The 24,684-nt window shown below is 73.5% G+C and carries 21 protein-coding genes; 10 read left to right on the forward strand and 11 right to left on the reverse strand.

The genetic code is table 11. The features are described 5' to 3' along the window. Positions 1–21: 21 nt before the first annotated feature. The 6 genes from WMF20_RS32720 to WMF20_RS32745 all read right to left on the reverse strand — a co-directional run bounded on the left by WMF20_RS32720 (position 22) and on the right by WMF20_RS32745 (position 5,557). A complete protein-coding gene (locus WMF20_RS32720; protein WP_437605780.1) occupies positions 22–1,236 on the reverse strand; it encodes a glycosyl hydrolase family 8 in 1,215 nt (404 codons plus the stop codon). 70 nt (positions 1,237–1,306) lie between these two features. Continuing rightward, positions 1,307–2,086, reverse strand: coding sequence for a hypothetical protein (locus tag WMF20_RS32725; protein ID WP_437605781.1), 780 nt, complete (start codon positions 2,084–2,086; stop codon positions 1,307–1,309). Continuing rightward, complete coding sequence (locus tag WMF20_RS32730; protein WP_129578038.1) at positions 2,083–2,685, reverse strand: RNA polymerase sigma factor; 603 nt, start codon at positions 2,683–2,685, stop codon at positions 2,083–2,085. Before WMF20_RS32730 ends, WMF20_RS32725 begins: the two co-directional genes overlap by 4 nt. A 190-nt stretch (positions 2,686–2,875) precedes the next feature. Further along, positions 2,876–3,850 carry a hypothetical protein gene (locus WMF20_RS32735; RefSeq protein WP_437605782.1) on the reverse strand — a complete coding sequence of 325 codons (975 nt, stop codon included), beginning with the start codon at positions 3,848–3,850 and terminating at the stop codon, positions 2,876–2,878. A gap of 159 nt (positions 3,851–4,009) precedes the next feature. Next, positions 4,010–4,657: an HAD family hydrolase gene (locus tag WMF20_RS32740; RefSeq protein WP_437605783.1), complete on the reverse strand. Its 648-nt coding sequence runs from the start codon at positions 4,655–4,657 to the stop codon at positions 4,010–4,012. Positions 4,658–4,717: 60 nt separating this feature from the next. Further along, positions 4,718–5,557 (reverse strand): hypothetical protein, encoded by an 840-nt coding sequence (locus tag WMF20_RS32745; RefSeq protein ID WP_437605784.1) that lies wholly within the window; start codon positions 5,555–5,557, stop codon positions 4,718–4,720. A 420-nt stretch (positions 5,558–5,977) separates the two neighbouring features. On the opposite strand from WMF20_RS32745, the gene WMF20_RS32750 reads away from it, so the two are divergent. From WMF20_RS32750 to WMF20_RS32780, 7 genes are all read left to right on the forward strand, one after another. After that, the gene (locus tag WMF20_RS32750; protein WP_257792738.1) at positions 5,978–6,109 is read left to right on the forward strand and encodes a hypothetical protein; all 132 of its coding nucleotides are present in this window, start codon (positions 5,978–5,980) and stop codon (positions 6,107–6,109) included. Between the two features lie 385 nt (positions 6,110–6,494). After that, entirely contained in the window at positions 6,495–7,277 is a 783-nt protein-coding gene (locus tag WMF20_RS32755; RefSeq protein ID WP_129578043.1) for an ABC transporter permease, read from the forward strand. Beyond that, the gene (locus tag WMF20_RS32760) at positions 7,277–8,353 is read left to right on the forward strand and encodes an ABC transporter substrate-binding protein (RefSeq protein ID WP_437605785.1); all 1,077 of its coding nucleotides are present in this window, start codon (positions 7,277–7,279) and stop codon (positions 8,351–8,353) included. The genes WMF20_RS32755 and WMF20_RS32760 overlap by 1 nt, the downstream gene beginning before the upstream one ends. 131 nt (positions 8,354–8,484) lie before the next feature. Then, the gene (locus WMF20_RS32765) at positions 8,485–10,044 is read left to right on the forward strand and encodes a hypothetical protein (protein ID WP_437605786.1); all 1,560 of its coding nucleotides are present in this window, start codon (positions 8,485–8,487) and stop codon (positions 10,042–10,044) included. Between the two features lie 97 nt (positions 10,045–10,141). Further along, positions 10,142–11,467, forward strand: a complete 1,326-nt coding sequence (locus tag WMF20_RS32770; RefSeq protein ID WP_437605787.1) for an FAD-dependent oxidoreductase — start codon at positions 10,142–10,144, stop codon at positions 11,465–11,467. After that, positions 11,464–12,435 carry an RNA polymerase sigma factor SigJ gene (sigJ, locus tag WMF20_RS32775; RefSeq protein ID WP_437605788.1) on the forward strand — a complete coding sequence of 324 codons (972 nt, stop codon included), beginning with the start codon at positions 11,464–11,466 and terminating at the stop codon, positions 12,433–12,435. The genes WMF20_RS32770 and sigJ overlap by 4 nt, the downstream gene beginning before the upstream one ends. A gap of 440 nt (positions 12,436–12,875) precedes the next feature. After that, positions 12,876–13,997, forward strand: coding sequence for an SMP-30/gluconolactonase/LRE family protein (locus WMF20_RS32780; RefSeq protein ID WP_437605789.1), 1,122 nt, complete (start codon positions 12,876–12,878; stop codon positions 13,995–13,997). A 55-nt stretch (positions 13,998–14,052) separates the two neighbouring features. On the opposite strand, the gene WMF20_RS32785 is transcribed toward WMF20_RS32780, so the two are convergent. Next, positions 14,053–16,413, reverse strand: a complete 2,361-nt coding sequence (locus WMF20_RS32785; protein ID WP_437605790.1) for a glutamine amidotransferase — start codon at positions 16,411–16,413, stop codon at positions 14,053–14,055. A gap of 279 nt (positions 16,414–16,692) precedes the next feature. Between WMF20_RS32785 and WMF20_RS32790 the strand changes: the two genes are divergently transcribed. Next, positions 16,693–18,129, forward strand: a complete 1,437-nt coding sequence (locus WMF20_RS32790; protein WP_437605791.1) for a PAS domain-containing protein — start codon at positions 16,693–16,695, stop codon at positions 18,127–18,129. 64 nt (positions 18,130–18,193) lie between these two features. Here the strand turns inward: WMF20_RS32790 and WMF20_RS32795 are convergent, their stop codons facing one another. Genes WMF20_RS32795 through WMF20_RS32805 form a run of 3 tightly spaced genes read right to left on the reverse strand, consistent with a single transcriptional unit; the run spans position 18,194 to position 20,115 of the window. Further along, positions 18,194–18,610, reverse strand: coding sequence for a hypothetical protein (locus tag WMF20_RS32795; RefSeq protein ID WP_437605792.1), 417 nt, complete (start codon positions 18,608–18,610; stop codon positions 18,194–18,196). A gap of 6 nt (positions 18,611–18,616) precedes the next feature. Continuing rightward, entirely contained in the window at positions 18,617–19,483 is an 867-nt protein-coding gene (locus tag WMF20_RS32800) for a DUF4159 domain-containing protein (protein ID WP_437605793.1), read from the reverse strand. Then, a complete protein-coding gene (locus WMF20_RS32805) occupies positions 19,480–20,115 on the reverse strand; it encodes a hypothetical protein (protein WP_437605794.1) in 636 nt (211 codons plus the stop codon). Before WMF20_RS32805 ends, WMF20_RS32800 begins: the two co-directional genes overlap by 4 nt. A gap of 204 nt (positions 20,116–20,319) precedes the next feature. Between WMF20_RS32805 and WMF20_RS32810 the strand changes: the two genes are divergently transcribed. After that, a complete protein-coding gene (locus WMF20_RS32810) occupies positions 20,320–21,783 on the forward strand; it encodes an N-6 DNA methylase (protein WP_437605795.1) in 1,464 nt (487 codons plus the stop codon). Further along, the gene (locus tag WMF20_RS32815) at positions 21,780–23,141 is read left to right on the forward strand and encodes a restriction endonuclease subunit S (RefSeq protein WP_437605796.1); all 1,362 of its coding nucleotides are present in this window, start codon (positions 21,780–21,782) and stop codon (positions 23,139–23,141) included. The genes WMF20_RS32810 and WMF20_RS32815 overlap by 4 nt, the downstream gene beginning before the upstream one ends. Positions 23,142–23,157: 16 nt before the next feature. Here WMF20_RS32815 and WMF20_RS32820 read toward each other — a convergent pair whose 3' ends face one another. Beyond that, complete coding sequence (locus WMF20_RS32820; protein ID WP_237245696.1) at positions 23,158–24,669, reverse strand: hypothetical protein; 1,512 nt, start codon at positions 24,667–24,669, stop codon at positions 23,158–23,160. Between the last annotated feature and the right edge of the window lie 15 nt (positions 24,670–24,684).

A 24,684-nucleotide genomic window follows, 5' to 3' on the forward strand; every position in this document is an offset into this window, starting at 1 on the left:
CGGGGCAGGGCGCGCCCTCGATCAGTACACGCGGAACTGCCCGCTCAGCGTCAGCAGCGAGAGCAGGTGGAGCAGCCCCGGGTAGTAGCGCGACAATCCGGTCGTCGGCTGGGCTGCCCACGCCGCCTGGATGTACGCGGCGCGATCCTTGGCCGTCGCCACCAGGCCGACGACGCCGTTCACGACGACGAGCGCCGGGTCCCTGCCCTCGATCAGCACGCCGTCGAGCGTGTAGGACCCGCCGTACCAGTTGATGCCCTGCCTCGAGAAGAACGCCAGCAGCCGGTTGGCCTCCTCCACCTGCCACGGGTCGACCCCGAACCAGATGTGGTCGAGCGCGAGGTTCAGCAGCGTGCGGTAGGACTCCGAATCGAAGTTTGCCGAGCCGGTCACCGGCGTGCCGTCGAAGTGGGCGCGCACCGGGATGAGCCCGGTGCTCGGGTGCGCGGCCCGCCTCCAGTGCTCGCGCGCGCTGTCCGCGGCCTCGGACCAGAACGGGTTGCCCGTGGCCTGCGCCCAGAGCTCGTAGTACGCCGGCATCTCGGCGGAGGGGCGGGTCGTGTCGGCCGCGTCGACGTGCGGGACGTCGAAGACGAGCTTCGTCTCCGGGTCGAAGGTGTTCGTCACACCGTCGTCGACGCCCCCGTTCAGCGTCTCCTTGAACTGCATCACCTCGAGCAGGGCGATCGCCTCCGCTCCGTAGTCGATGCTCCCGGTGTCGCTCCCCCAGCGGCCGTGGGCGAACATCAGCGCCATCGCGAGCTGCTGGAGACCAAAGGGATCGGAGCAGAGCACCGGTTTCTCGCCCCCCGGCACGTCGCACCAAGAGACGAAGTAGCCCTGCTTGGGGCCGGACGTGTGCTCGTGCCATTCCTTGGCGTACCTCCAGAGCTGATCGAACTCATCCCGCTTGTCGAGCTGGACGGTGATCATCATCCCGAGGCCCATGCCCTCGGTGCGCACCTGCCAGTGCAGGGTGTCCCAGATGTAAGCCCGATTGGCGTCGTAGGCGTCGTGGTAGAAGATGGCTTCGTTGTATTTATCGCCGTAGAAGAGCTGCTGGAACGTAGCGTCGATCTTCGACGCGATCTCTTCGTCCGTCTTGCCCAGCACGTCGCGGAGCGCGTTGGGGTACTCCTGTGGGCCGGTCAGCGGGCGGAGCTCGTCGCTGGTCATCCGGTCGTGGCCGAGCCAGTCCACCGTGTTCCCGCACGCGGGCAGCGCGCAGAGCGCCAACGAGCCACAGGCAATGCCCGATGCTGCGCGGAACAAGCGGAGGGGGACGGGACAGCGCATGACCCGGAGTTTAATCGTTTACATAGCGTCGTACCCTGGAGGCGAGCACGCTGTTCGGATGTCGTTGTAGAAACGCCTTCGCGCGCTGCGACGCGGCGTCGAGCCGGCCGCTCTTCGCGAGCGCGTCGATCCGCAGGACCTCGGCCTCGAGCCCGAGCCGGCCGCGCGGATGCTCCTTGGAGTAGGCGTCCAGGAGCGCGAGCGCGCCCTGCGCGTTCCCGCTCGCCAGCGTCGAGCGCGCCGCGTCCAGCGCGCTGAGCTCCGCCTTGAGGGCCGCGCTCGTGGAGGCGGGCTTCGGGTCGACCCTGGAGGCCGCGCCGCCGCTGCTGCCAGCGCGCGCCGGGGCGGGGATCTCCTCCGGCTGAGCCTCCACCGGCGGCACGGGCGCCGGCACCGCCGCGGGCGCCGGGCGCGCTGCGGCGCGCTCGACCGGACCCGCGAGCGCGCCGCCGAAGCGGTGGACCGCGACGAGCTCCGGCGCCTCAACCCCGCGCCAGGCGAGGTAGCCGGCAGGGATGCCGGCCAGCACGCCCACCGTCGAGAGCGCGACGAGGATCTTGGTCCAGCCGAGCTTCACGGCGACCGACGACGACGCGACGGCCGTCCCTGCCGCGGAGACCGCGGCGGGCGCTGCGACGCTGGCCGACAGCGCGGCGGCGCCGGCGAGCCCCAGCGCGGCCAGCGTCTTCGCGCGCGTCTCCGGTGAAGCCTGGTACGACGCGCCGGCGTTCAGCAGCGCGCGCTCGAGCGGGCTGTCGCTCTCTTCCAGCATGCGGCGTGGTTCGCTCATCGTCTCACCTCGCTCGTCGAAACGAGCTCGAGCGCTCGGACGCGCTCTCGAAAATCGGCCCTGGCCCTTCGTAGCCGAGAGGCCACGGTACCCTGCGGGATCCCCAGCACGCCGGCGATCTCCACCATGCTCATCTCCTCGAATTCGTACAGCACGAACACGGTCCGCAGGTCCGACTCCATCTGGTCGAGTACCTGGTCTAGCATCTGCCGCGCGTGCTTCTGGCTGGTAAGCTGCTCCGGTGTCGCAGCGTCCACGACCTCCGGCGGCTCGGCCGCCGGAAACTCCCGCCGACGCGCAGCGCTGCGTCGCGCGTGGGCGGCCACATGAAGCGCGGTCTGGAGAAGAAAGCTCTTCTCCGCCCCCGGCCGGACGTCGTCCAGCCGCTGGGCTGCGGCGATGAAGGTGCGCTGCACCGCATCGTCGATCTCGGCGGCGGGGGTCCCCGCATTGCGGAGCACCCGCCCGATGAAGTCGAGATGGGCGTCCACCATCCGGCGCAGTCGCGCATCCCGCTGTCTCACGCTCTCTGCCGAAGGCTTCACGTTCGCCGGCTCCAGGTCAGATAAAGCAGGCGATGTCATGACCTCGACGACCATGTTTCCGCTCAGCGCGAGGCGGGGCCTGAGACCCGTGGACGAGGGCTCCGAAGGAACGGCGCCCGGCAGCAGCGAGAGCGGACCAGGTGCCCCGGGTTGCGAGGGGCAGCCTCCGCGACGCGCTGCTTCCAGATGACGTCCATGTCCCATAATTCCCAGGCTGCATCGAAGTGATCACGGAAGTCCAGGCTCAGAAGCTGTGCACGATCCCGACGCCCGCCAGCGGCGAAATCACAGGAGTTTCGCCGACGGCTTCCGCCGGCAGGGAAATGGTGAAGCTCCGACGAACGAGCGGCACACTGGCCCCCGCCTCGATCTCGATGGCGGTGCCCCCGCCGAGCGGCACGGCGGCGCGCGCGAGGGCACCGGCGCTCCACCACGATCGCACGGCGGAGCGCGGGTGCGACAGGTCTTCCCCCGACGCCGTGAGCCAGCCGCCGGTGACCACGACACACGGCTCTGCGCTGAGGAAATCGGCGATCTGCCAGCGCAGGGGGCAGGCGGTGAGGGCAGCGGCCGCCCAGTGTATCAAGGCGTTGTCGGTGCCCTGCAGGATGTCGTTTCGGGCGTAGTTCAGCGAGAGCCCGAGCGAAGGGCTCAGCGCGCCGTCCGTGTGCGCGGTCGCGCGGGCGAAGAGCGCGCCGCCCAAGCTCGCGTAGGGCGAGACGACCTGCGTCACCAGGATCTGCGCGCCGACCCCGAACGTGATCGGCGGCCGCGGGCGCGGGGCCGCGGGCGGCGGTCGGACGGGTCGCGGCGGGGGCGCAGGCGGCGGGGGCGGCGGCAGGGGCGCGGTCTCCTCGGCCGCCTCGTCGAGCGCGAGCGCCGCGGTGAGCGAGAGCGCCTGGACCACGACCTCGCACGAGGTCGCATCGACGGTGCGCGTGTCCGTCGCGCCGCGCTCGTGGATCACACGGAGCTCGCCGTGGACCCCGGCCCCGACGCGCGTCAGCCGGACGCGGAGGCCCCAGGCGCCCTCTCCGTCCTCCGCCTTCCGCACGCGATCCGAGCGGGCGCGGATGGCTTCGTAGAGATCGTCGACCGTCGCGCAGCCGGCCGGCGCGTCGAAGTCGACGCGGATGGGAATCGGCGTCGGCGCCGCGGTGGCCGAGGACCAGCCGAGGACGACGAGCTCGATGAACGAGATGCCGTCACCGGAAGCCACGGGCCCGAAGGTGCCACGAACCGCGCGCGAACCGCCAGAAGCTCATGCGCTCCTCGGCGGGGTCGTGCAAAAATCCACTCGTCCGCGCGTCGCGGTGCGCGCGGCGGCGGGGGGTGAGCGGGCCGGCGCCGTGAGCTACCCCATCGTGCGAGCGCGAGATCACGCTCGAGCTCCCCCGAGGCGCTCGAGCACCTCGCGCAGCGAGCCGAGCTCCGCGTCCGCGCCGGTGAAATCCGACGGCGCGGTGAGCGGCGACGGGACGACCCAGCACGTCAGGCCCGCCGCCTTGGCCGACCGGAGCCCGCGCTCGGAGTCCTCGATGACGAGCACGTCGTGCGCGGCGAGCCCCAGCCGCTCGCAGGCGACCCGGTACGGCTCGGGATCCGGCTTTGCGCGCGCGTACTGTTCCCGCGTGAGCGCGAACTCGAACCACCGGAGGAGCCCCGTCGTCGCGTGCGCGCGGTGGAACGGCTCGAGCCTGCTGCTCGTGACGATCGCCATGCGGAAGCGCGCGGCGAGCGCGGAGACGACCTCGCGCACGCCCGGCAACAGGGGATCTCCGCGCGCGATGAGCTCGAGGTACCGGCGATCCCGCTCGTCGGCCAGCCGCCGCACCCCCGCCTCGTCGACGCCGCGCGCGCTGCAGAGGTGCCAGGCGCCGCGCGACTCGACGAGGAACAGCTGACGATAGTCCTCGGCGGTGAGCTCGACGCCGACCGACGCGATCGTCTCGCGCGTCGCCTGGAAGTAGAGCCCTTCCGTGTCGACGAGGACGCCGTCGTTGTCCCAGAGGATCGCCTTGAACACGCGGGGCGTTCCTAGCGCCGCCCCTCCAGGCCGGCAAGAGAGGGCCGCGGAGCGCGCGCGTCACGCCTCGAGGAGCTGCCGCTCGGCGAGGGCGCGGCGGCGGGCGAGGGCGAAGACGGGCAGGATCACGGCGCCCGTGGCGAGGACGATGAGCGGCGGGATGAGGTAGAGGACCCCGCCCGGCAAGAGGCTCGCGAGCGCCGCGTAGCCGAGCGCGCGGACCGCGCCCCGGGGAGCGCCGGCGGCGAGATCGGGCGTCGACGCCACGTGGATGTCGCGCGCGTGGCGGAACGCGAGGTACGCGACGACGGCGTGCACGTGGCCCACGAGGACCAGGGAGATGCGCACCCATCCGTCGAAGTCCTCGATCAGCTCGCTCCACGTGGCGAACCAGCCGCCGAGGCAGCAGTAGATCGCGAAGTGCAGCGTGAGCGGCGCGAGCACCACGACGCCGGCGAGGGGGAGCGCGACGCTGCGGCGCTCCTCGGCGTCGATCATGCCGCGCACGCACGCCGCGGGCGCCGCGGCCTCGATCCTCGCGCGATCCGCGTGCACGTCGCCGCTCTGCTGGATCTCGCGGGAGAGCGCCCGCTGGAGCCTGCCGCCGGCGAGCTCCCGGCCCACGACGTAGGCGAGCGCGGACGTCGCCCACGCGGCGAGGAGCGTGATCGTGGCGGCGCCGTCGTCGAGGACGCCGAGGAGCGGGGGCGCGGCGGCGGCCATGGCCACGAGGACCGCGCCCGCGAGGGCGACCTGGCCGGCCAGCGACCGGGCGACGCGGCGGGCGTAGAGGCGACGGAGGTGCTCCGGGATGGCGTCGACCTGACGGCGGTGGCGCGCGAGGAGCGACTCGATATGTAAACGCGCGACGTCCTCATCGTTTCGGTACGTGGCTCTCATGACAGGCTCCCCTCGAGCCCGGTGAACGCCGGCAGACCACGGCGGTTTCCCGGTGCCCTTCGCTCGGGCGGTTCAGCAAGCCCGGTGCCGGGTCGAAAGCCCTGGTTTTTGGCGACTTTCGAGACCGGAGGCCCCGCCGGCGCCCAGCCGGTAGGCGGCCGGTGTCCACGGCGTGGACACCGGCGCCAGCGGCGCTTCCGCCCGCAGGAAGCAGGCGGCCATGCTGAAGGTTTCACCGTCTCCCGACCGTCCTGCCTATCCGCGGGCGCGCGGAAGCGGCGAGACGGCAAGGCGGCGAGGCGGCGAGACGGCGGAATGCAAACGACCGCGAAGTACAAAGTTCGTGACGCCGCCACCGGAGTTGGTGCTAGCCTCGCTCAAGGTCGATTTTAACAACGCATCCACCGAGGCGGTGCTCCCATGGGTGACAAATCTCCGAAGGCCAAAGAGCGACAGAAGAAGCAGGACGCGGCGGAGAAGAACCAGAAGAAGGTCGCCGCGACCGCCAAGGCGTCGCCTGCTCCGGCCGCGCCTGCCAAGAAGAGCAAATAGTCGGGTCGAGAGGCGCCGCGCTCAGCGCCCTTCACGCCCCGTCTCGACAAAACCCCCGTTACCCGAGCCCCTCCTTCCTCCCGCAGCCGCGGGCGTTCCGGACGCATAGCGCGCCATCGCGGGCAAGCACCGGCCACGCGATGCGTCGCTCTCCACCCGATCTCTCCTCGATCGCAGAGGGCCCTCGACGCAGCTCCTCCGCGTCCTCCGCGCGACAAACCGCCCTGTGCTCTCGGCCTCTCCGCCACTGCGTCTCCTCGCCTCGAGTCGCTCTCTCCGCTGCGCGCTCGGGCCGTCGTGCCCGCGCCGCGCCGGCGCGCCGGCCGGATTTCTTCCGCCGGGCCCTCTTCCTGGCGAGGCGACCCCGCGCTATGAGGCTCGGGCCGTGCGACCCACTCTGCTCCAGGCCGTCGCGCCGCCGCTCGCCGCGCTCGTGCTCGTGCTCGCGCTCTGGGAGGTGCTCGCCCGCGCGCTCGGCATCCCCGCCTACCTCCTGCCGCCCCCCTCGGACGTGGCGCGCGCGGGCGCAGCGGACGCCGCCACCCTGCTCGCCGGCGCCGCCACCACCGCGAAGGCCGCGCTCGCCGGCTTCTGCCTCAGCGCCGCGGTCGGCGTGCTCTCCGCCATCGCGCTCGCCTCGTCTCGCCCGCTCGAGAGGGCGCTCTACCCCTATACCGTCTTCCTGCAGACCGTCCCGATCGTCGCCATCGCCCCGCTGCTCGTGCTCTGGTGCGGCCCCGGCCTGCGCGCGGTCGCGGTCTCGGCGTTCATCGTCTCCGTGTTCCCGGTCATCGCGAACACGCTCACCGGCCTGCGCTCCGTCGAGCCGGCGCTGCGCGATCTCTTCCGGCTCTACGGCGCCCGCCGCTTCGCCATGCTCCGCAAGCTCGAGCTCCCCTCGGCGCTGCCCCACATCGTGACCGGGCTCCGGATCGCGGCGGGCCTCGCCGTCATCGGCGCCATCGTCGGGGAGTTCGTCGCCGGCTTCTCGGAGGACGCCGCCGGCCTCGGCATCCTGGTCCTCTCCGCCTACCGCCAGCTGCGCACGGATCTGCTCTTCGCCGCCGTGCTGCTCGCCTCCGCGCTCGGCCTCGCGCTCTTCGGCGCCGTCGACCTCGCCGGCAAGCGGCTCTTGCGGCGCTGGCATCCTTCGGAGATCAATCGCTGATGCACTCCCGTGACAGCCGCCGGCTGGCCCTCCAGCGCCTCGCCTCCCTCGTCGCCCTCCCCCTCTTCGCCCCCGCCTGCTCGCGCTCGTCGTCGCCCGAAGGCGACGGCCGCTCCTCGGCCGCCTCCCCTCAGGGAAGCGCGCCGGCCGCGCCCGCCCAGAGCGCGGCTGCGGCGCCCGCCCAGGCCGCGCCGGCCGCGAAGGTGAAGCTCGCGCTCAACTGGGTCCCGGAGCCCGAGTTCGGCGGCTTCTACGCGGCGCGCGAGTCGGGCGCGTTCGCGAAGGAGGGGCTCGAGGTCGAGATCCTCGGCGGCGGCGCCGGCGTGCCGGTCGTCCAGATGGTGGCCGGCGGGCAGGTGGATTTCGGCCTCGCCGGCGCCGACGAGGTGCTCACCGCCCGCGCCCGCGGGGCGGACGTGCTCCCCCTCTTCGCCGTGTTCCAGACCTCGCCGCAGGCCATCATGACCCACGAGAGCCGCGGCGCGAAGGGCATCGCCGACATCCTCTCGTCGGGCGGCACGCTCGCCATCGAGCCAGGGCTGCCTTACGCCGCGTACCTCAAGAAGAAGTACGGGTTCAACAAGGTGAAGGTGGTGCCGTACGACGGCGGCGTCGCCCGCTTCGTCGCCGACAAGGACTTCTCGCAGCAGTGCTTCATCACCGCCGAGCCGATCGCGGCCAAGCGCAAGGGGAGCGATCCCGCCGCGTTCCTCGTCGCCAGCGAGGGGTTCAACCCGTACGTGGTGGTCGTGATCACGCGCGCGGCGCTCTGGAAGGAGAACCCGGAGCGCGTCCGCGCCTTCATCCGCGCTACGCGGGAGGGCTGGCGCAGCTACCTGCACGATCCGACGCGCGCCAACGAGGTCATGGCCAAGCTGAACACGTCGATGGACGCGGAGACCTTCGTCGCCGCCGCGGAGGCGCAGCGGCCGCTCATCGAGACCCCCGAGAGCCAGGAGAAGGGCCTCGGCGTGATGACCCGCGAGCGCTGGGAGACGCTCGCGAAGCAGCTCGCCGACCTCGGCGTGCTGGAGAAGGTGCCGCCGCTCGACGACCTGCTCGTCGCCGCGCTCTGATCGACGCGGCGGGCGCGCCTCCCGCGCGGCGCGAGGCGAGATCCCGGCGCGCGACTTCGTCTAGAATGCGGCGCGCGCGCCGCGCCCCCACGGCGCCGCCGCGCCACAACGCAAGGGAAACACCGCCCTCCATGGCTTCCACGCATCGACCTCGGGCCAGCCGGCTCCCGTTCGCCTCGCTGCCCCTCGCGGCGGCGTACGTGCCTGCCGCCGTCGCCGTCGCCGTCGCCGTCGCCTCCGGCGCGTGCGGCAAGGAGTTCACGGCGCGCCCGCCCGACGCGTCGACGAGCTCGAGCACCGGCGGCGGGAGCGGCGGAGGCGGCGGGAGCGGCGGCGGGTGCCCGGGCGGCGGCGAGGTGTGCGGCGACGCGTGCGTCGACACGAGGACGGACGCGGAGCACTGCGGCGCGTGCGATGTCGTCTGCTCGGCCTTCGGCGGCACGCCGAGCTGCCATGACGGCGTCTGCCAGTCGCCGGCGTGCGAGGAGGACCGCGGCGACTGCGACGAGGACCCCGAGAACGGCTGCGAGGAGGAGCTCCTCACGAGCCTCTCGCACTGCGGCAGCTGCGACAAGCCGTGCAGCGGCCAGTGCGTGCGGGGCGCCTGCGTCGTGCCGAAGCACATCTCGGCCGGCACCGATTACACGTGCGCGGCGCTCAGCGACGGCACGGTCTGGTGCTGGGGCAGGAACACCTGGGGCAACCTCGGCGACGGCACGCAGCAGCAGGATCGTCGGATCCCGAGGCAGGTCGTCGGCCTCGGCGGCGAAGCCGACACGGTCGCGACGAGCATCTCGTCGGCGCGCTCGCACACCTGCGCGGTGCTGACCGACGGCGCCGTGGCGTGCTGGGGCGCAGGCAACAGCGGGCAGCTCGGCGACGGCGAGGCGATGAACGCCCTCTCCCCCGTGCGCGCGAAGGAGCTCGCGGGCGCGACCCAGGTCGCCGTCGGCGGGAGCCACACCTGCGCGGTGACGACGTTGCACGATCTCTGGTGCTGGGGCGAGGGCAGCTCCGGCCAGCTCGGGTACGGGGACGAGGCCGATCTGTTCGAGCCCACGGTGGTCCTCGACGGCGTGGCCTCGGTGAGCGCCGGCCTCTCGCACACCTGCGCGGGCATGATCGAGCGGATGGGCGAGCGCCTGATGAGCTGCTGGGGCCACAACGAGAGCGGTCAGCTCGGCTCCGGCAACTTCCAGCCGTCGAGCGTCCCGCGGACCATCAGGGGCCTCACCAGCGTCGCGATCACGGCCGCGGGCGCCTTGCACACGTGCGCCGCGCCGTCGACCGGCGCGGCCTCCTGCTGGGGCGAGGGCGCGCAGTTCCGCCTCGGGACAGGCACCGTGAACGTCGAGGCGGCGCCGCGCGAGATCCCGGATCTCGTGGACGTGAGCCGGCTCTCGCTCGGCGCGAGGCACTCCGGCGCGGTGCTGGCGAGCGGACAGGCGCTGCTGTGGGGCGACAACACGAAGGGGCAGCTCGGCAACGGGACCCAGGACCCCGCCTTCACCCCGCAGCCGCTCGATCTGACCGACGTGATCGAGCTGGCCCTCGGGGCGGACCACAGCTGCGCGCTCAAGCGCACGGGCGAGATGCTCTGCTGGGGAGACAACCGGAACGGCGAGCTGGGCGACGGGACCGACACGCCGCGGCTCGTGCCGACGGCCGTCAAGTGGCCGTCGCGGCCGTAGGGGCGGGCTCCGGACGAATCCGGCGACCGCCATGTCACAACCGGATCCCCCCTCTCGTCTTGCCGCCGAGCCCCGGGCTGCGGGGCGGGAGGCACTCATGGACGAGAGGAAGCAAGGCGGGACGAAGATCTCCGGTCGCGCCCGGGTCGTGGTGATCGGGGGCGGGTACGCGGGCGTGGCGGCGGCGCTGCGGATCGTCGGCAAGGCGGCGCGCCGCCGCGTGCCGGTCTCGGTCGCGCTGGTGAACCCGTCGCCGCTCTTCGTCGAGCGGATCCGGCTGCACGAGCTCGCCGCCGGCAAGGCGCCCCGCCGGATCGAGCTCGCGCGGCTCCTCGGGGCGCGCGGGATCGAGCTCGTGCTCGGCCGCGCCCGCAGGATCGACGCGGCGGCGCGCGCGGTCGAGGTGGAGCTCGAAGGCGGCGGGAACGCCGGGGCGGAGACGCGGCGGCTCGGCTACGACGCGCTCGTGTACGCGCCCGGCAGCGGGGCGGCGCAGGAGATCGTGCCCGGCGGCGGCGAGCACGCGCTCTCCGTCGCGGACGCCGCGAGCGCGCGCGCGCTCCGCGAGCGGCTGCGCGCGGCGCCGCCCGGAGGCAGGGTGGTCGTGGTGGGCGGCGGGCTCACGGCGATCGAGGCCGCGGCGGAGATCGCCGAGGCGTTCCCCGCGCTCCGCGTCGCGCTCGCGACGCGCGGGCGCGTCGGCGAGGGCCTGTCGGTCGGCGGGCGCGCGTACGTCGGCCGGGCGCTCCGCGAGCTCGGCGTCGCGATCCGCGAGGGCGTGCGCGCGGTCGCCGTCGACGCGAGCGGCCTCGCCGTCGCCCCGGAGGCGGGCGGCGCCGCCCCGGGCGACGGCGCGGCCGAGCGCCTGGCCGCCGACATCGTCGTCCTCGCCGCTGGCTTCCGGCCGGCGGCGCTCGCCGAGCGCTCCGGGCTCGCCACCGTGGCCGGCGGGCGGCTCGCCGTCGACCGGTGGCTCCGCGCGCCCGCGCACCCGGAGATCTGGGGCGCGGGCGACGCCGCGGCCGTGCTCGACGGCGACGGCGCGCCGCTGCGCATGGGCTGCGCCACCGCCCTGCCGCAGGCGGCGTACGCGGCGGACAGCGTCGTCGCCGCGCTCGCCGGCGACGCGCCGCCGCCGCCGTTCCGCTTCGCGTTCTTCATCCAGTGCATCAGCCTCGGCCGGCGTCGCGGGCTCATCCAGCGGGTCGATCCCCGCGACAGGCCGCTCGATCGGGTGATCACCGGCCGCCTGGGCGCGTGGGCGAAGGAGCTCGTCTGCCGCTCCACGATCGCGGCGATCCGCCTCGAGGGGCTCCGCGCCGGCGGTCACGGCTCGCCCGGTGAGGCGCCGCGGCCGCGGGGCGCGCGGTCGCTCGGCAGCGACGCGTCCGGCGAGCGGCTCCCGTCCGGTGCCGCCACATGAGCGCCGCCGCGGGCGTGAGCGCCGAGTGCTTCACGGCGCACCGGCGCTCCCTCTTCGGCCTCGCCTACCGGATGCTCGGCAGCGCGGCCGAGGCCGAGGACGTGGTCCAGGAGGCGTACCTGCGCGCGCGGGCCGCCGGGGAGGTGCCCGAGGCGCCGGGGCCGTACCTCGCCACGATCGTGACGCGCCTCTGCCTGGACGTGCTGAAGTCGGCGCGCGCGCGGCGCGAGGCGTACGTGGGGCCGTGGCTGCCCGAGCCCGTGCCGACCGGCGATCTGCTCGACGGCGGCGGCGCCGCGGCGGGCTACCTGGTCGAGCGCGCGGGCGCGGAGAGCCCGGCGGCGCGCATGGACCGGGTCGAGTCGATCTCGATGGCGTTCCTCGTCGTCCTCGAGAGCCTGTCGCCGCTCGAGCGCGCCGCGCTGATCCTGCGCGACGTGTTCGACTGGGAGTTCGACGCCCTCGCCGGGGCGCTCGGCCGCTCGCCTGCGGCCTGCCGGCAGCTCGTGCACCGGGCGCGCGAGCACGTGGCCGCGCGCCAGCCGCGGTTCCGCGCCACGGAGGCGGAGCGGCGGCGCCTGTTCGAGGCGTTCCTCGACGCGACGGCGCGCGGCGACGCGGGCGCCCTCGCCGCGATGCTCGCCGACGGCGCGAGCGTGACCCCGGACTCCGGCGGCAAGGCCAGCGCGGCGCGCCGGGTGCTGAGCGGCCGCGATCGCATCGCGCGCTACTTCATCGGCCTGTGGCGGAAGGGCGCCGGCGCGATCGTCCTCCGCGTCGCGTCGGTCAACGGCGCGCCCGCCCTCCTCGTTTACGAGGGGGCGCGGCTCGCGACCGCCGTGGGCCTCGACGCCTCGCCCGCCGGCATCGACGCGATCTGGCTCATGCGCAATCCCGACAAGCTGGCCCGGCTCGGGGCCGCGCTCCCGCTGCTCCCGTCGCGCGGCCTGCCCGACGCGCGCGCGTGACCGACGCCGGCGCATCGCGCCGAGCCCGCGCCGACGAAACACTGCTCGGCGCGCGGTTCAATGACAATCGGACGGCAATCGATAACAGCGCGACGTCCGCCTGTTACACACACGTGTCTGCACGTGGGAACACGTAGTTCAGCGGGGGCGCAACAAACATGAATGCGCAAGTGCGCAGATGCATCCATAATAAAGACCATAACCTAAGCGCGTCGCGCAGCCGGCCTCGCCGAGACTTCAGAGACCAGAGAAAATTATCTCGACAGCCGATTGGCTTATCGGCATATACTCCAGCCATCATGGACGCGTCTTCGTCTTGACGAAGCCGGGCCGATCGCACCTTGGCTTCTCGATAGCGTTCATCAGCGTTTATTTCGAGCGTTCACTTCGACAACCCCGGTCCGTGAGCCACGGACCCAGGAGGGATCATGTCGCGTTTTATGCAGTCAAAACTATCCCGCTCCAGCAAAACGGGGCTTGTTTGCGGCGCCCTGTCGCTCCTCTCCATCGCATCGGCGCAGATCTCGGATCCGGCCTGGGCGATGGCGGCGTGGCACGGTGAAATCAAGCCGTTCGCGACGTTCCCGGCGACTCCCGGGTTCCCTGAGGGGATCGCGGTCGATGGCAATCGGGTCTTCGTGTCTGGTCCGGCGACCTTCGGCACCGCGGGCTCGGGGCCGTCGAAGATCTTCGTTTACGACAGGGACAGCAAGGTCCTGAAGAGCACGATCACCGTGGCGGGCGAGGCGCTCGGCGCGGAGCATGCGCTCAGCTGCATCGCGGTCGACGGCCCGGGCCGCGTCTACGCGCTCAGCACGCAGCTCGGGCTGCTGCGCTTCAGGAAGACTGGACATGGATATGTCCAGGAGAGCTACGGCGATCCGCTGCCGGATCTCCCGCCGTGCGCGACGGCCGCGCCGGGAGAGGCGTGCTCGCCGGCGCCCTTCGACGCGACGCCGATCCCGAACGACATCGTCTTCGACGAGGACGGCTATGCCTACGTGACCGACTCGCTCCAGGCGACGATCTTCCGCTATGCGCCCGGCGGCGGCGCGCCGGAGATCTGGTTCCAGAGCGCGGCGCTCGCCGGAGGGGGCCTCCAGCCGTTCGGCGTCAACGGGATCAGGCTCGATCCGCTGCGGGAGCACGTCTATTTCTCGGTCACCTTCTCCCTGGCGAATCCGAGCCTCGGGTCCATCTATCGGCTGCCCCTCGTCGACGCCCCCGAGGAGGCCGATCTGGAGCTGGTCCACGACTACACCGCTGGCGAGGCGCCCGACGGGTTCGCCTTCGGCAAGTCGGGGAAGCTCTATGTCACGCTCGCCGCGGCCAACGCGATCTCGGTGCTCGACGAGGACGGGGACGAGGTGTCGCGCATCGAGAGCTCGCCCTGCGACGAGGTGCCGCTCGACGCGCCCGCCAACGTCGCCTTCAACGACCCGGCGCAGACGCTGCTCATCGTGAACCACGCGCTCCTCAGCGGGAACCCGGACAACTTCGGGGTGCTGAGGGTCTGGGTCGGCGACAAGGCAGATCCGCTGGAGAAGCCGTGGCTGCCTTGAGGCGAGGCGGGTAGCCCGCGAGCGGGCCGCCCCGCGGAGCGGGGGCCATCGCGCCTCAGGCGAGCCCTCCGCGCCGGCGCACGATCCAGTGCGCGCCGAGGGCCGCGGCCGCCGCGAGCGTCCAGACCCACGGGGGCAGGAGCGGCGCGACGTGGCGCTCGGCCGCCACCTGCGTCGCGGCCGGCAGCGGCAGCGAGCCGGCGCCCGGCGGGAGCACCGACGCGCCGCCCGTGGCCCTCGCGATCTCCTCCAGGCGGGCGACGTCGGGGCGCGGATCCGCCCACTCGTCGCCGCCGCGCTCGCACGCGAAGTCGCGCCGCGTGGTCGCCCCCTTCGCGTCGCCCGCGCCCTCCGCCGGGACGATCTCCACCGTGGCCGCGTAGCCGCCGGGATCGAGGCGGCCCGCCGCGAGCTCGACCGGCTCGCCGCCCTCGCCGATCCGCGCGCTCAGCGTCCGCACGACCGCGCCGCTGCCGAGGCGGGCGATCGTCACCTTGGCCTCGCCCCGCTGCCCGGCGAGCGGGCGCAGGACGAGCGTCGTCTCCTCGCCCGCGAGGCAGCCGCCGCGCGGCTCGATCGCGGCGGGCTCGAAGCGGGGGTCGCGCATGAGCCAGCCGAGCAGGGCGTCCCAGAACGCGCCGTGCGCGCGGCCGGCGGAGCTCGAGGCGAACGCGCTGAAGAGCAGGCGGTGGCTGCCGTCGAGGGTCAGCGCGATCGTCCGGCCGCTCTCGTGCTCGCCCAGCGAGAGCACCGGCATCGGCGCGCCCGAGGCCGTCGTGCGGTTCGGGTGCGTCATCAGCACCGTCGCCCCGGGGAGCGGGTCGCCGACCACGTTGGTCCCCGGCATCTCCGGCATCTCGTCGCCGATCAGCGCGAGCAGCGGCGCGAGCACCGGCGCCGCGCGGCCCGCGGCGGTGATGCGCGGCACGAAGGCGCCGAGATCCACGCCGGGCCCGCCGCCGATCTCGAGATCGACCGGCAGCACGCGGGCGAGCCGCGTGCGCGCGTAGTTGCCGGGCACGAAGGCGTTCGGGCCGCCCACCATGATGAGCCCCCCGCCCTTGTCGACGTACTGGGCCAGCGCCGGCAGGTGCTTGGTCAGACCGTACGGCTTGGCGTCGAAGTCCTGCAGGACGACCGCGTCGAAGCTCGACAGGTGCACGCTGAAGAGCTCGTCCACCGGGAACGGGATGAGCGCGAGCTCGTCCGAGGACGCGTTCACCTCGTCGCCCGGGGTGCGCAGGATGAAGAACGCCACGACGTCGACCGAGGCGTCGGCCTTGAGCCACATCCGGAGCGCGCGCACGTCGTAGGTCGGCCGGCCCGCCACGTGGAGCACCCGGATGCGATCGCGCGCGACGTCGAGCGTGACGTAGCGGACGTCGTTCTCGGGGAGCTCGTCGCCGTCCGGCGCGTCGATCGCGACCTCCAGGATGCGCGTGCCGGCGCGATCGAGCGTCACGCCGAGCTCGACCGTGCCGACGCCCCCCTCGACGTGCGCCGTGCCCGTCGCGAGCGTCGTGGGCGCGCCCTGCTCGCGGAGCTCGCGCGCGACGACGGGGACCGCGTCGCACGCGAGGCCGCCGCTGCAGCCGATGTCGATGCGGAGCGAGAGCGGCTGGTGGGCGACGGCGGCGCCGGAGGTCCGGACCGCGCGCACGCTGGCGTCGCGCGGGGACTCGGTCGCCACCGCGACCGTGTGCACCGGGACGCCGAGCCCCTCCAGCGCGGCCCGCGTCGCCGCGGCGGTGTCCTCGGGGCCGGGGCGGTCGAGGCGGCCATCCGAGACGACGACGAACGCCGACGGCCGCTCGTCGGCGGCGCGGGCGAGCGCCTCGAGCGCGGCGCTGAGGTCCGAGCGGCGCTGCGGCCGGCCTCGCGCGGGCGGCGCGGCCGGAGCGGCGGGCGCCGCCGCGCCCGCGTCCGCGCGCGGCGTCGACGCCGGCGTGGGACCAGCGCTGCCGCCCGGCGCCGGCGCGGGGCCGACGCCGGCCTGCCCGTCGGCCGGCAGCGGCGCGCCCTCGCCGAACAGGTAGCGGGAGAGCCGGACGTCGGCGCGCTTCCCGAGCTCCGCGAGCGCCCGCTCCGCGCTGTCGCGGCGGGTCCCCGCGAGGCCGGGCAGGTCCATGGACCGGGAGCCGTCGACCAGCACCACGACCTTCGGGCCGACGAGGCTCCCGCGCGACGTGACCGCGACCGGGCGGAGGATGGCGGCGAGCAGGCAGAGCACGGCGATCGCGCCCGTGAGCGCCGTGGCGAGCGCCGCGCCGCGGAAGCCGCCCGACCCCGCCGCGGTCCGGCCCCGCGCGCGGACGAGCTCGAGCGCGAGCAGCCCGAAGCTCAGCGCGGCGACGACGCAGGCGACGGCGACGACCGGCGAGGAGAGGTCGCCCGAGGGCGCGAGGCTCTGGGTCACGGCCGCTCCGGGAGCGAGGGAGCACGAGTGGGAGAGGGCGAGGAGGGAGGCTCGCTGGACGCGCCGGCGGCGTGGAAGCGCGACAGCGCGAGCAGCGAGTCGAGGGCGCGCGACACGGGCGGAGCCTAGTACATCGGGCCGGGGTGTCCCAGCCCGGCGCTCACATCGACGCCGGGCGCCCCAGCCCAGCGTCATCTCTGCGACCTGAGAGGCAACGTGAAACGACCCAAAGCAACCTTGCAACGCCGGAGATGCCCCGCGTAGGCTCGAATCTGGCCGATGATGCGCGAAGATCTGAGCGAGGCTGGGCGGCTTAGAGAAGAGAACGCGGAGCTCCGCGCGCGCGTCGCGGCACTGGAGAAGGCGCTGGCAGAGCGATCCAGCGGGCGCGCGCCGGACGGAACGGCGCTGGACGGCGCGGCGTCGAACGGCGCGGCGTCGAACGGCGCGGCGTCGAACGGCGCGGCGTCGAACGGCGCGGCGTCGAACGGCGCGGCGTCGAACGGCGCGGCGTCGAACGGCGCGGCGCTGGACGCCGCGGCGAGCGCGGGCGATCACGCCGCGCTCGACGGCTTGCCCACGGAGGTGCCGGCGGTGATCTACTGGCGCCCGGATGGCACGGTGACGCACTGGAACGACGGCGCCGAGCGCCTCTTCGGGTGGAGCGCGCGCGAGGCCCTCGGCCGCAGGCTGGCCGACCTCGTCGCCGCGGATCCCGTGTCCCCCGCCGCGGTGCGGGCGTTCGATTCCCCGCGGGCGGAGAGCCGGTTCGCGGCGGCCTCGAGCGAGGCCAGGACGAGAGAGGGGCACGCGCTCCTCTGCAGGTGGACCTACGCCGTGCTGCGCGACGATCGGGGCGACGCGCGCGAGATCGCCGCGATCGTCGACGACACGGGCGACCAGCGACGGAGGGAGCGGACGGTGCACGGGCGCTACCAGATGCTCCTCCAGCTCGTGGACAACGCGCGCAGCTTCATCTTCGTCAAGGACATCGCGGGACGCTACGTCTTCGCCAACCGCGCCTATGCGCAGGCCCAGCCCGTGGAGAAGCACGTCGTCGAGCTCATCGGCAGGGACGACAGGGAGGCGCTGTTCCCCGGTATCGCGGAGGTGCTCGCGGCGAAGGAGCAAGAGGTGATGACCGGCGGGCGGGTCATGCAGTTCGAGGAGGCCCTGCAGACCGTGAACGGTCAGCTCCACTATTTCACGGTCAAATTCCCGATCCACGACGAGCGCGGCCAGCCGATCGGCCTCGGCGGCATCGTCACCGAGATCACGTCCCTGCGCCGCGCGGAGGCCGAGCGGGCCGCGCTGCAGGAGGAGATCATCGCCACGCAGCAGGCCGCCCTGCGGGAGCTGTCGACGCCGCTCATCCCGCTCGCCGACGGGGTGGTGGCGATGCCGCTGGTCGGGACGATCGACACCGGGCGCGCGGCGCAGATCATGGAGACGTTGCTCTCCGGCATCAGCAGCCAGGGCGCCCACACCGCGATCCTGGACATCACCGGCGTGCGCGCGGTCGACACGCACGTCGCGGACGCGCTGACGCGGACCGCGCGCGCGGCCCAGCTGCTCGGCACCCGCGTGGTGCTCACGGGCGTCCGCCCCGAGGTGGCGCAGACGCTGGTCACGCTCGGCGTGGACCTCTCCGGGATCACCACGCTGAGCACCTTGCAGAGCGGCATCGCGAACGCCCTGCGCCACGCCCGGCGGTGACGGCGAGCTCCTCGGAGGCGCAGGCCGCCGAGCAGATGGCGCGCTCGCGGCGCCGAGGGCAGGCTCACGGCTGGGTGAGGTACCGCAGGAGCGCGGCCTCGTCGCTCGTGATCATCCGCCTGATGCCGTCCTGCCTCGCATAGCGCTGGGCCTGCATCGCGCCGACGACCGTCTGCACGAGCACGCCGATCCTGCGGAAGCCCTGGAACCACCGTAGCCGGAGGCGGGCGATGGCGGCCTCGAACTCGGGATCGTTCCGGCCAGGACCGGCGCGGATGTCGAGGAGGAGGGAGTACCGCGGGCGGTCCAGCCCATCCATGTAATCGACGACCGCGCCCATCCTTGTATCGAGCTCGTCGAGCGAGGCGAACGGCTTGCTGCTGCGCACGTTCCAGACGATGCCCAGCTGCGCGTCGACCAGGACCGCGTAGTAGTCGTTCTGCCAGACCAGCTTCGGCGCGGGGACGAGGCGGTCCGACATATCGGCTCAGGGCGCCCCGCGGGGCGCAGGCGCGGAGCGGGGTCGCGTGTCGTCGACGGCGCGGCGGCGCATCAGGAACGGCGCGTGCACCTGGTCGTCCTTGTAGTTCGAGCAGAGCACGTACATCGCGATGTTCACGGCGAGCCGGAACGCGCGCTCGCGCTGCGCCTCGCCCCCGGGCGTGACCTCGACGCTCGGACCGCCGCCGTCCGAGCGCGCCAGCGCGCCGGCGAGGTCGTGGTCGGAGAAGATCACCTGCGGCATGCCGCCGCGCACGATCGCCGAGAGCTTCTGCGGGCCCTCGACGCGGCCGACGGCGCGCGGGAGGAGATAGAAGGAACGGAAGACGACGTTCTCCGTGCCGATCGGGATGGGCGAGCCCTCCGGCAGGACGCGGGCGAGCTCGCGCCGCGCGGCGCGGCCGAACGCGCCGCTCCCCGGGGCGAAATCGTCGACGAAGAGCACGCCGCCGAGCGCGAGGAAGCGCCGCAGGCCGAAGACCTCGCGCTCGGTGAGCGGCGGGATGTCGCCCTCGCCGCCCCAGAGCGCGAACGGCTCGGCCAGGAGCGCCGGGTCGTCCGCGCGGACCGTGGTCGGGTTGCGGCGCGCCGGCGCGCTCGTCCGGCGCTCCAGCTCGAACGACCAGCGCGCCGGCGCGGTGGCGCGCACGCCCTCCCAGCGCGCGTTGCCCGTGAGCAGCGGCCTCGGGTTCCACGCCCCCTCCTCGCCGAAGGCGCGCGCGGGGCGCGGCACCGCCGCGAGCAGCAGCGCCGAGACCAGCACCAGCGCCGCCGCGGCGAGGCGGCGGGGCGGCATCGCCGCGGCCAGGCGGCGGCGCCCGGAGCCGCCGGCGGCGCCGAGCTGCCGTATCAATCGAAGTCCTCCACCCGCCATACACCCGCCTCGCGCCGGAGCTTCACCTCGTGCCCACCGGGGATCTGAACCGTCGCGGAGTCGCCCGCAATCCGGACCTCGAGGCCCTCGGGCTGGGCGAGCCCCTCGACCAGCGAGCGGAGGTCGCTCTCGATGGCGCTGCGCGTGGCCGGCGTGAGGACGCGCAGCAGCCCGGCGTAGCTGCGGCGCGCGAGGACCCGGCGCAGCTGCTCGAGCGCCTGCTCGGGCGTGCGGCCGCCCGCGGGCAGCGCGTCGGCGGCCGAGATCCGGAAGGCGCGCTCGCGGTCGTCGAGCTCCAGCGTCGCGACCTCGCCGTCCGGGTAGCGGACCCGGGCGCGGGTCTTGATCACCACCCCGGGCGCCGTGACGCTCCTGGCCTGCTCGGCGAGCTCGGCGCGCGCCTCGGCCACGCGCCGCCGCACCTCCTCGCGCGACATCGCGGTGCGGCTCCGCTCGCTCAGCATGCCGTAGATGGCGTCGGCGTCGCCCCGCGCCGCCGCGTCCGCGTAGGCCCGCACCGCCTCATTCGGGTCGGGGAGCGAGGGCGACGCGCAGGCGAGGCCGGCGAGCGGCACGACGAGCGCGAGCGGCGAGAGGAGGGCGCGCGGCACGGGGGCGAGCCTAGTACATCGGCGGCGGCGCGTCCCAGCGCCGTGGGGGCGCGCCGCGACGGCCGCCGAGGCGCGCCGCGGCCGCCGCGGGGGCCGCCGCGATCGGCCCGCGTGGCGCGCCGCGGCGCCGTGGGGGCGCGGCCGTGGTAAGGCGGCTCGGCCCGCGCCTCGACGCCTCCTCGACCCGAACGAAGCCATCGCCGCATGACCGATGTTGTTGGAAAGCTCTGGGGGTTCTGCCACACGCTCCGCCACGACGGCATCGACCACGGGGACTACATCGAGCAGATCACGTACCTGCTCTTCCTGAAGATGGCCGCGGAGCGAGGCCTCGATCTCTCGCGCGTCGCGCCGAGGGCGCCCCGCGGCGAGCCCGAGCCGGTGGACTGCTCGTGGCCCGCCCTGCGCGCGGCGAGCGGGCAGGCGCTGCTCGACCGCTACGCCGAGGTCCTCCGGTCCCTCGAGCAGGCCCCCGGCGTGCTGGGGGAGATCTACGCGGGCTCGCAGCCGCGCTTCAAGAGCCCCGCGAACCTCAAGCGGCTCGTCGACCTCATCGACGAGATCGAGTGGACCGGCCTCGGCGTGGACATCCAGGCAGCGGCGTACGAGGGCCTCCTGGAGAAGGCCGCCGCCGAGGGCAAGAAGGGCGCCGGGCAGTACTTCACGCCGCGCGTCCTCATCCAGTCGATCGTGCGGTGCATGCGGCCCGATCCGCGGGGACGGCCGGGCTTCGCCCTCTGCGACCCGGCGTGCGGCACCGGGGGGTTCCTCGTCGCCGCCTGGGAGTGGCTCGAGGCCGAGGCGCGAGGTGCGCTCGACCGGGAGACGGCGGACCGGATCAAGTCCACGGCGTTCTTCGGTCACGAGCTCGTCGCGCGCCCTCGCCGCCTCGCCCTCATGAACCTGTACCTCCACGGGATCGAGCCGAGGATCGCCCTCGGCGACTCGATCGACGCCCCGCCGCCCGCCGAGCGGTTCGACGTGATCCTGACGAACCCGCCCTTCGGCACGAAGGGGGCGCACCAGACGCCGGGCCGCGAGGACTTCGCGATCGCGACCGCGAACAAGCAGCTCAACTTCATCCAGCACGTGCTGACGATCCTGAAGCCCGGCGGGCGGGCGGCGATGGTCCTGCCCGACAACTGCCTGTTCGCCGACCAGGCGGGCGCCGTGTTCGAGATCCTCGCCGAGGGCTGCGACCTGCACACGGTGCTCCGCCTGCCGCGCGGGACGTTCACGCCGTACAGCCCCGGCGTGAAGGCCAACGTCGTCTTCTTCACGAAGGGCCGCGCGACGGAGAAGGTCTGGATCTACGACGCCCGGACGGGCGTCCCGTCGATCACCAAGAAGGATCGGCCGCTCTCGCCGGCGCATTTCGCCGAGTTCGAGCGGTGCTACGGCGACGACCCCGACGGGCGGGCGGGGCGCCAGGCGGCGAGCTCCCGCGAGGGCCGATTCCGCAGCTTCGAGCTCCGCGAGATCGAAGAGCGGGAGTTCAAGCTCGACGGGTTCAAATGGCTCAGGGAGGAGTCGCCCGACGACGCCGGCGAGCTGCCGGAGCCGGAGGAGCTGGCGACCGACGCGATCCTGGAGCTGGAAGAGGCGGTCGCCGCGCTCGGCCGCGTGCTCGCGTTGCTCGAGGGCGGGGCGAAGGCGGCCGAGGCGTGAGCGGGCGCCTGCGCCTACCCGAAGCGTGGGCCGAGACGACGCTCGCGTCGATCTGCGCGCACCGGACCGGGAGCTCGAAGCTCATCAAGGGCAAGCTCCACCCCGAGCGGCGGCCCGGGCGCTACCAGGCGTTCAGCGCCTCCGGCCCCGACGTGTGGTGCGACCGCTGGGAGCACGAGGGCGAGGCGATCGTCGTCTCCGCCGTGGGGACGCGGTGCGGGAAGGCGTTCAAGGCGCGCGGGCGGTGGTCGGCGATCGCGAACACCCACGTGGTCTGGCCGGACGGGCGGGCCATCGATCTCGACTACCTGTTCCTCCACCTCAACGACGAGGGCTTCTGGGTGAAGGGCGGCTCCGCGCAGCCGTTCGTGAAGGTGCGCGAGACCTTCGAGCGCCCCTTCGCGCTGCCTCCCCTCCCCGAGCAGCGCCGCATCGTCGCCAAGGTCGAGGCGCTGCTCGCCGAGGTGGACGCCGCGAAGGCGCGGCTCGCCAGGGCGTCGCTCGTCCTCCGGCGGCTCCGGCAGGCCGTGCTCTCGGCGGCGTGCTCGGGCAGGCTCACCGAGGATCTCCGCGCGCCGCCGTCGCTCGCCGCCGCCGCGCCGCCGCCCGCCGGGCTCGCGGAGCCCCTCGTGCGCGCGTGGCCCGCGGCGCCTCTCACGGCGAGCGACGGCGCCGGGGCGCGGCCCCCGCCGGCGTCGTGGGCCCTCTGCCCGCTCGGCGCCCTGGTGGACAACCACGACGGCAGGCGCGTCCCCCTGAACTCCACGGTTCGAGAGCGGCGCCGGGGCCCGTACCCCTATTATGGCGCCTCGGGGATCATCGACTCGATCGATGGATATCGGTTCGACGGAGACTACCTGCTCGTCGCCGAGGACGGCGCGAACCTCCTGTCCAGGAGCACCGCGGTGGCCTTCGCCGCGAGCGGGCGGTTCTGGGTGAACAACCACGCTCACGTCCTCCAGCCGAAGCCCGGCGTGGTCCTCGGGTACCTCGAGCTGCTCCTGAACTCGCTCGATCTCCAGCACCACGTGACCGGCTCCGCGCAGCCGAAGCTCACGCAGGCGGCGCTCCATGCCATCCCCGCCCCGCTCCCCCCGACCGAGGAGCAGGTCGAGATCGTCCGCCGCGCGCGGGCGCTGTTCGCGCTCGCCGGCGCGATCGAGGAGCGCGTGACCGCCGCCGCGGCGCGGGCCGACCGGCTCCCGCAGGCGATCCTCGCCCGGGCGTTCTCGGGCGAGCTCGTCCCCACCGAGGCGGAGCTGGCCCGCGCAGAGGGCCGCGGCTGCGAGCCCGCGGGCGCGCTCCTGCGCCGCATCCACGGCGATCAGGCGGGATCCGGGGCGAGCGGCCGCGGGTGAGGCAGATGGGGAGAGCTTAGTTCTTCGTCGGCGCGGGCGCGCCGTCCTGGATCCACTGGCGGAGGGTCGCGAGCTCGGCGCTCGTCAGGGTCGGCTTGTTGTCCGCGCTCTGCGGCATCACGCCCGTGTTGCAGCTGGCCGTGGCGCTGGGCCTGCATCCGGCGCTCGCCGCCGTCCCCGCGACCTTGCGGTAGAGCCAGCTCTGCTCCGGATCTCCCGGCACCACGAGCTTGAACTGCCCGCCGCCCTTGGCCGGCTTGTTGACGAGGCCCGCGACGATGTCCGTCGAGCTGATCTCGCCGCCGAGCGACAGACCGGCCTGGGGACCGGTCGACGGCGCGGCGTGGCACCCGCTGCACTTGTTGACCATGCTCTCGAAGATCGGACGAACATTGGTGTGGAACACGCCCGACTCCGTGGGCAGGGGGTCGACCGGGTCGGGGGTCAGCTCAGGATTGATGACCCGAGCGATCGCGTCCATCTCGTAGCACTGGGCCGCGATGGCGTCCTTCAGCTTCTGGTCGTCGGGCGACAGGCCCTTGGCGACGCGGTACTTCTCCCAGACCTTGTCGATCCAGCCGTGCAGCTTCCAGAACATGTAGTTGTCGATGTTCGTGAACTGGTTGCCGAGGCCGTGGTCGGTGTTGTTGCTGCGCACCCACTTGAAATGGAGCTCGCCGTGCAGGCCGCTGGCGCTCACGCTCGCACCGGGGATGGCTTGACCGGCGAAGCACTGGAGCCACATGCCGAACGCGCCCTCGTCCGGGAAGCGGCTCAGGTTCTCCGGCTTGTCGATCTCGTCGGCGATCTTCGCGTTCGCGATCGTCGTGGCGCTCCAGGGCCTGAAGTCCGCTCTCCACTGCTGGGGCAGCTCCTCCGCGCTCGTGGGGAACTTGTCGAAGCCCTCGAACTGCTCCGAGTGATTCGGCCAGAGCTGCTTCAGCGACTGGATCATGTGCCGATGCATGGCGAGGAACTGGAAGCCGTCGCCCGTGGTCTTGCACTCCTGGTCCGACGGGACCGGGACCGACGAGTTGCAGATATCGACCCTGCTCATCCCGCCGAGCGCACCGGGGCCGCAGCGCCGGATGCTGTGCCACTCGAAGTGGGCGGCCTGCCATTCGTTCTCTTGCATCCAGGCGATCACTTCCGGCTGGACCGTGAGATCGGTCTGGCCGTTCTTGACGAACTCCGCCGGGCCGTCCTTGATCGTCGCGTCGCTGGGATGGGGATCGAAGCCATCCAAGCAATGATCCTTCGGGTGCGTGACGCCGGTCCCGCTCGATTCGCCGCCGCCGCCGCTGCCGACGGCCGGTCCGGCGGACGAGGAGGTCGTGGTCGCGGAGGAGGAGGTGGGCGCGCCGCTGCCGCTGGCGACGGAGGTCGCGCCGCCCGCTCCGCCCGCGCCCTCCCCTCCCCCAGCGGTGCCCTCCGCGTCGGGATCTCCGCTGCTGCAGGCTCCCAGCAGAAGGGCCGTGACGCACGAGACGAGACAGAACGTGCGCTGCGAGATCTTGCCGAATGACACGGTGGACAAGCCTGC

It is taken from the genome of Sorangium sp. So ce834 (genome assembly GCF_051521425.1).
GTDB lineage: Bacteria > Myxococcota_A > Polyangia > Polyangiales > Polyangiaceae > Sorangium > Sorangium cellulosum_D.

What these genes read in the sequence shown, in the direction of transcription:
- WMF20_RS32725 (WP_437605781.1), bottom strand. Translation starts at nt 2,086, where the DNA reads ATGAGCGAACCACGCCGCATGCTGGAAGAGAGCGACAGCCCGCTCGAG.
- WMF20_RS32730 (WP_129578038.1), bottom strand. Translation starts at nt 2,685, where the DNA reads ATGGTCGTCGAGGTCATGACATCGCCTGCTTTATCTGACCTGGAGCCG.
- WMF20_RS32745 (WP_437605784.1), bottom strand. Translation starts at nt 5,557, where the DNA reads ATGAGAGCCACGTACCGAAACGATGAGGACGTCGCGCGTTTACATATC.
- WMF20_RS32750 (WP_257792738.1), top strand. Translation starts at nt 5,978, where the DNA reads ATGGGTGACAAATCTCCGAAGGCCAAAGAGCGACAGAAGAAGCAGGAC.
- WMF20_RS32760 (WP_437605785.1), top strand. Translation starts at nt 7,277, where the DNA reads ATGCACTCCCGTGACAGCCGCCGGCTGGCCCTCCAGCGCCTCGCCTCC.
- WMF20_RS32765 (WP_437605786.1), top strand. Translation starts at nt 8,485, where the DNA reads ATGGCTTCCACGCATCGACCTCGGGCCAGCCGGCTCCCGTTCGCCTCG.
- WMF20_RS32770 (WP_437605787.1), top strand. Translation starts at nt 10,142, where the DNA reads ATGGACGAGAGGAAGCAAGGCGGGACGAAGATCTCCGGTCGCGCCCGG.
- sigJ (WP_437605788.1), top strand. Translation starts at nt 11,464, where the DNA reads ATGAGCGCCGCCGCGGGCGTGAGCGCCGAGTGCTTCACGGCGCACCGG.
- WMF20_RS32780 (WP_437605789.1), top strand. Translation starts at nt 12,876, where the DNA reads ATGCAGTCAAAACTATCCCGCTCCAGCAAAACGGGGCTTGTTTGCGGC.
- WMF20_RS32790 (WP_437605791.1), top strand. Translation starts at nt 16,693, where the DNA reads ATGATGCGCGAAGATCTGAGCGAGGCTGGGCGGCTTAGAGAAGAGAAC.
- WMF20_RS32795 (WP_437605792.1), bottom strand. Translation starts at nt 18,610, where the DNA reads ATGTCGGACCGCCTCGTCCCCGCGCCGAAGCTGGTCTGGCAGAACGAC.
- WMF20_RS32810 (WP_437605795.1), top strand. Translation starts at nt 20,320, where the DNA reads ATGACCGATGTTGTTGGAAAGCTCTGGGGGTTCTGCCACACGCTCCGC.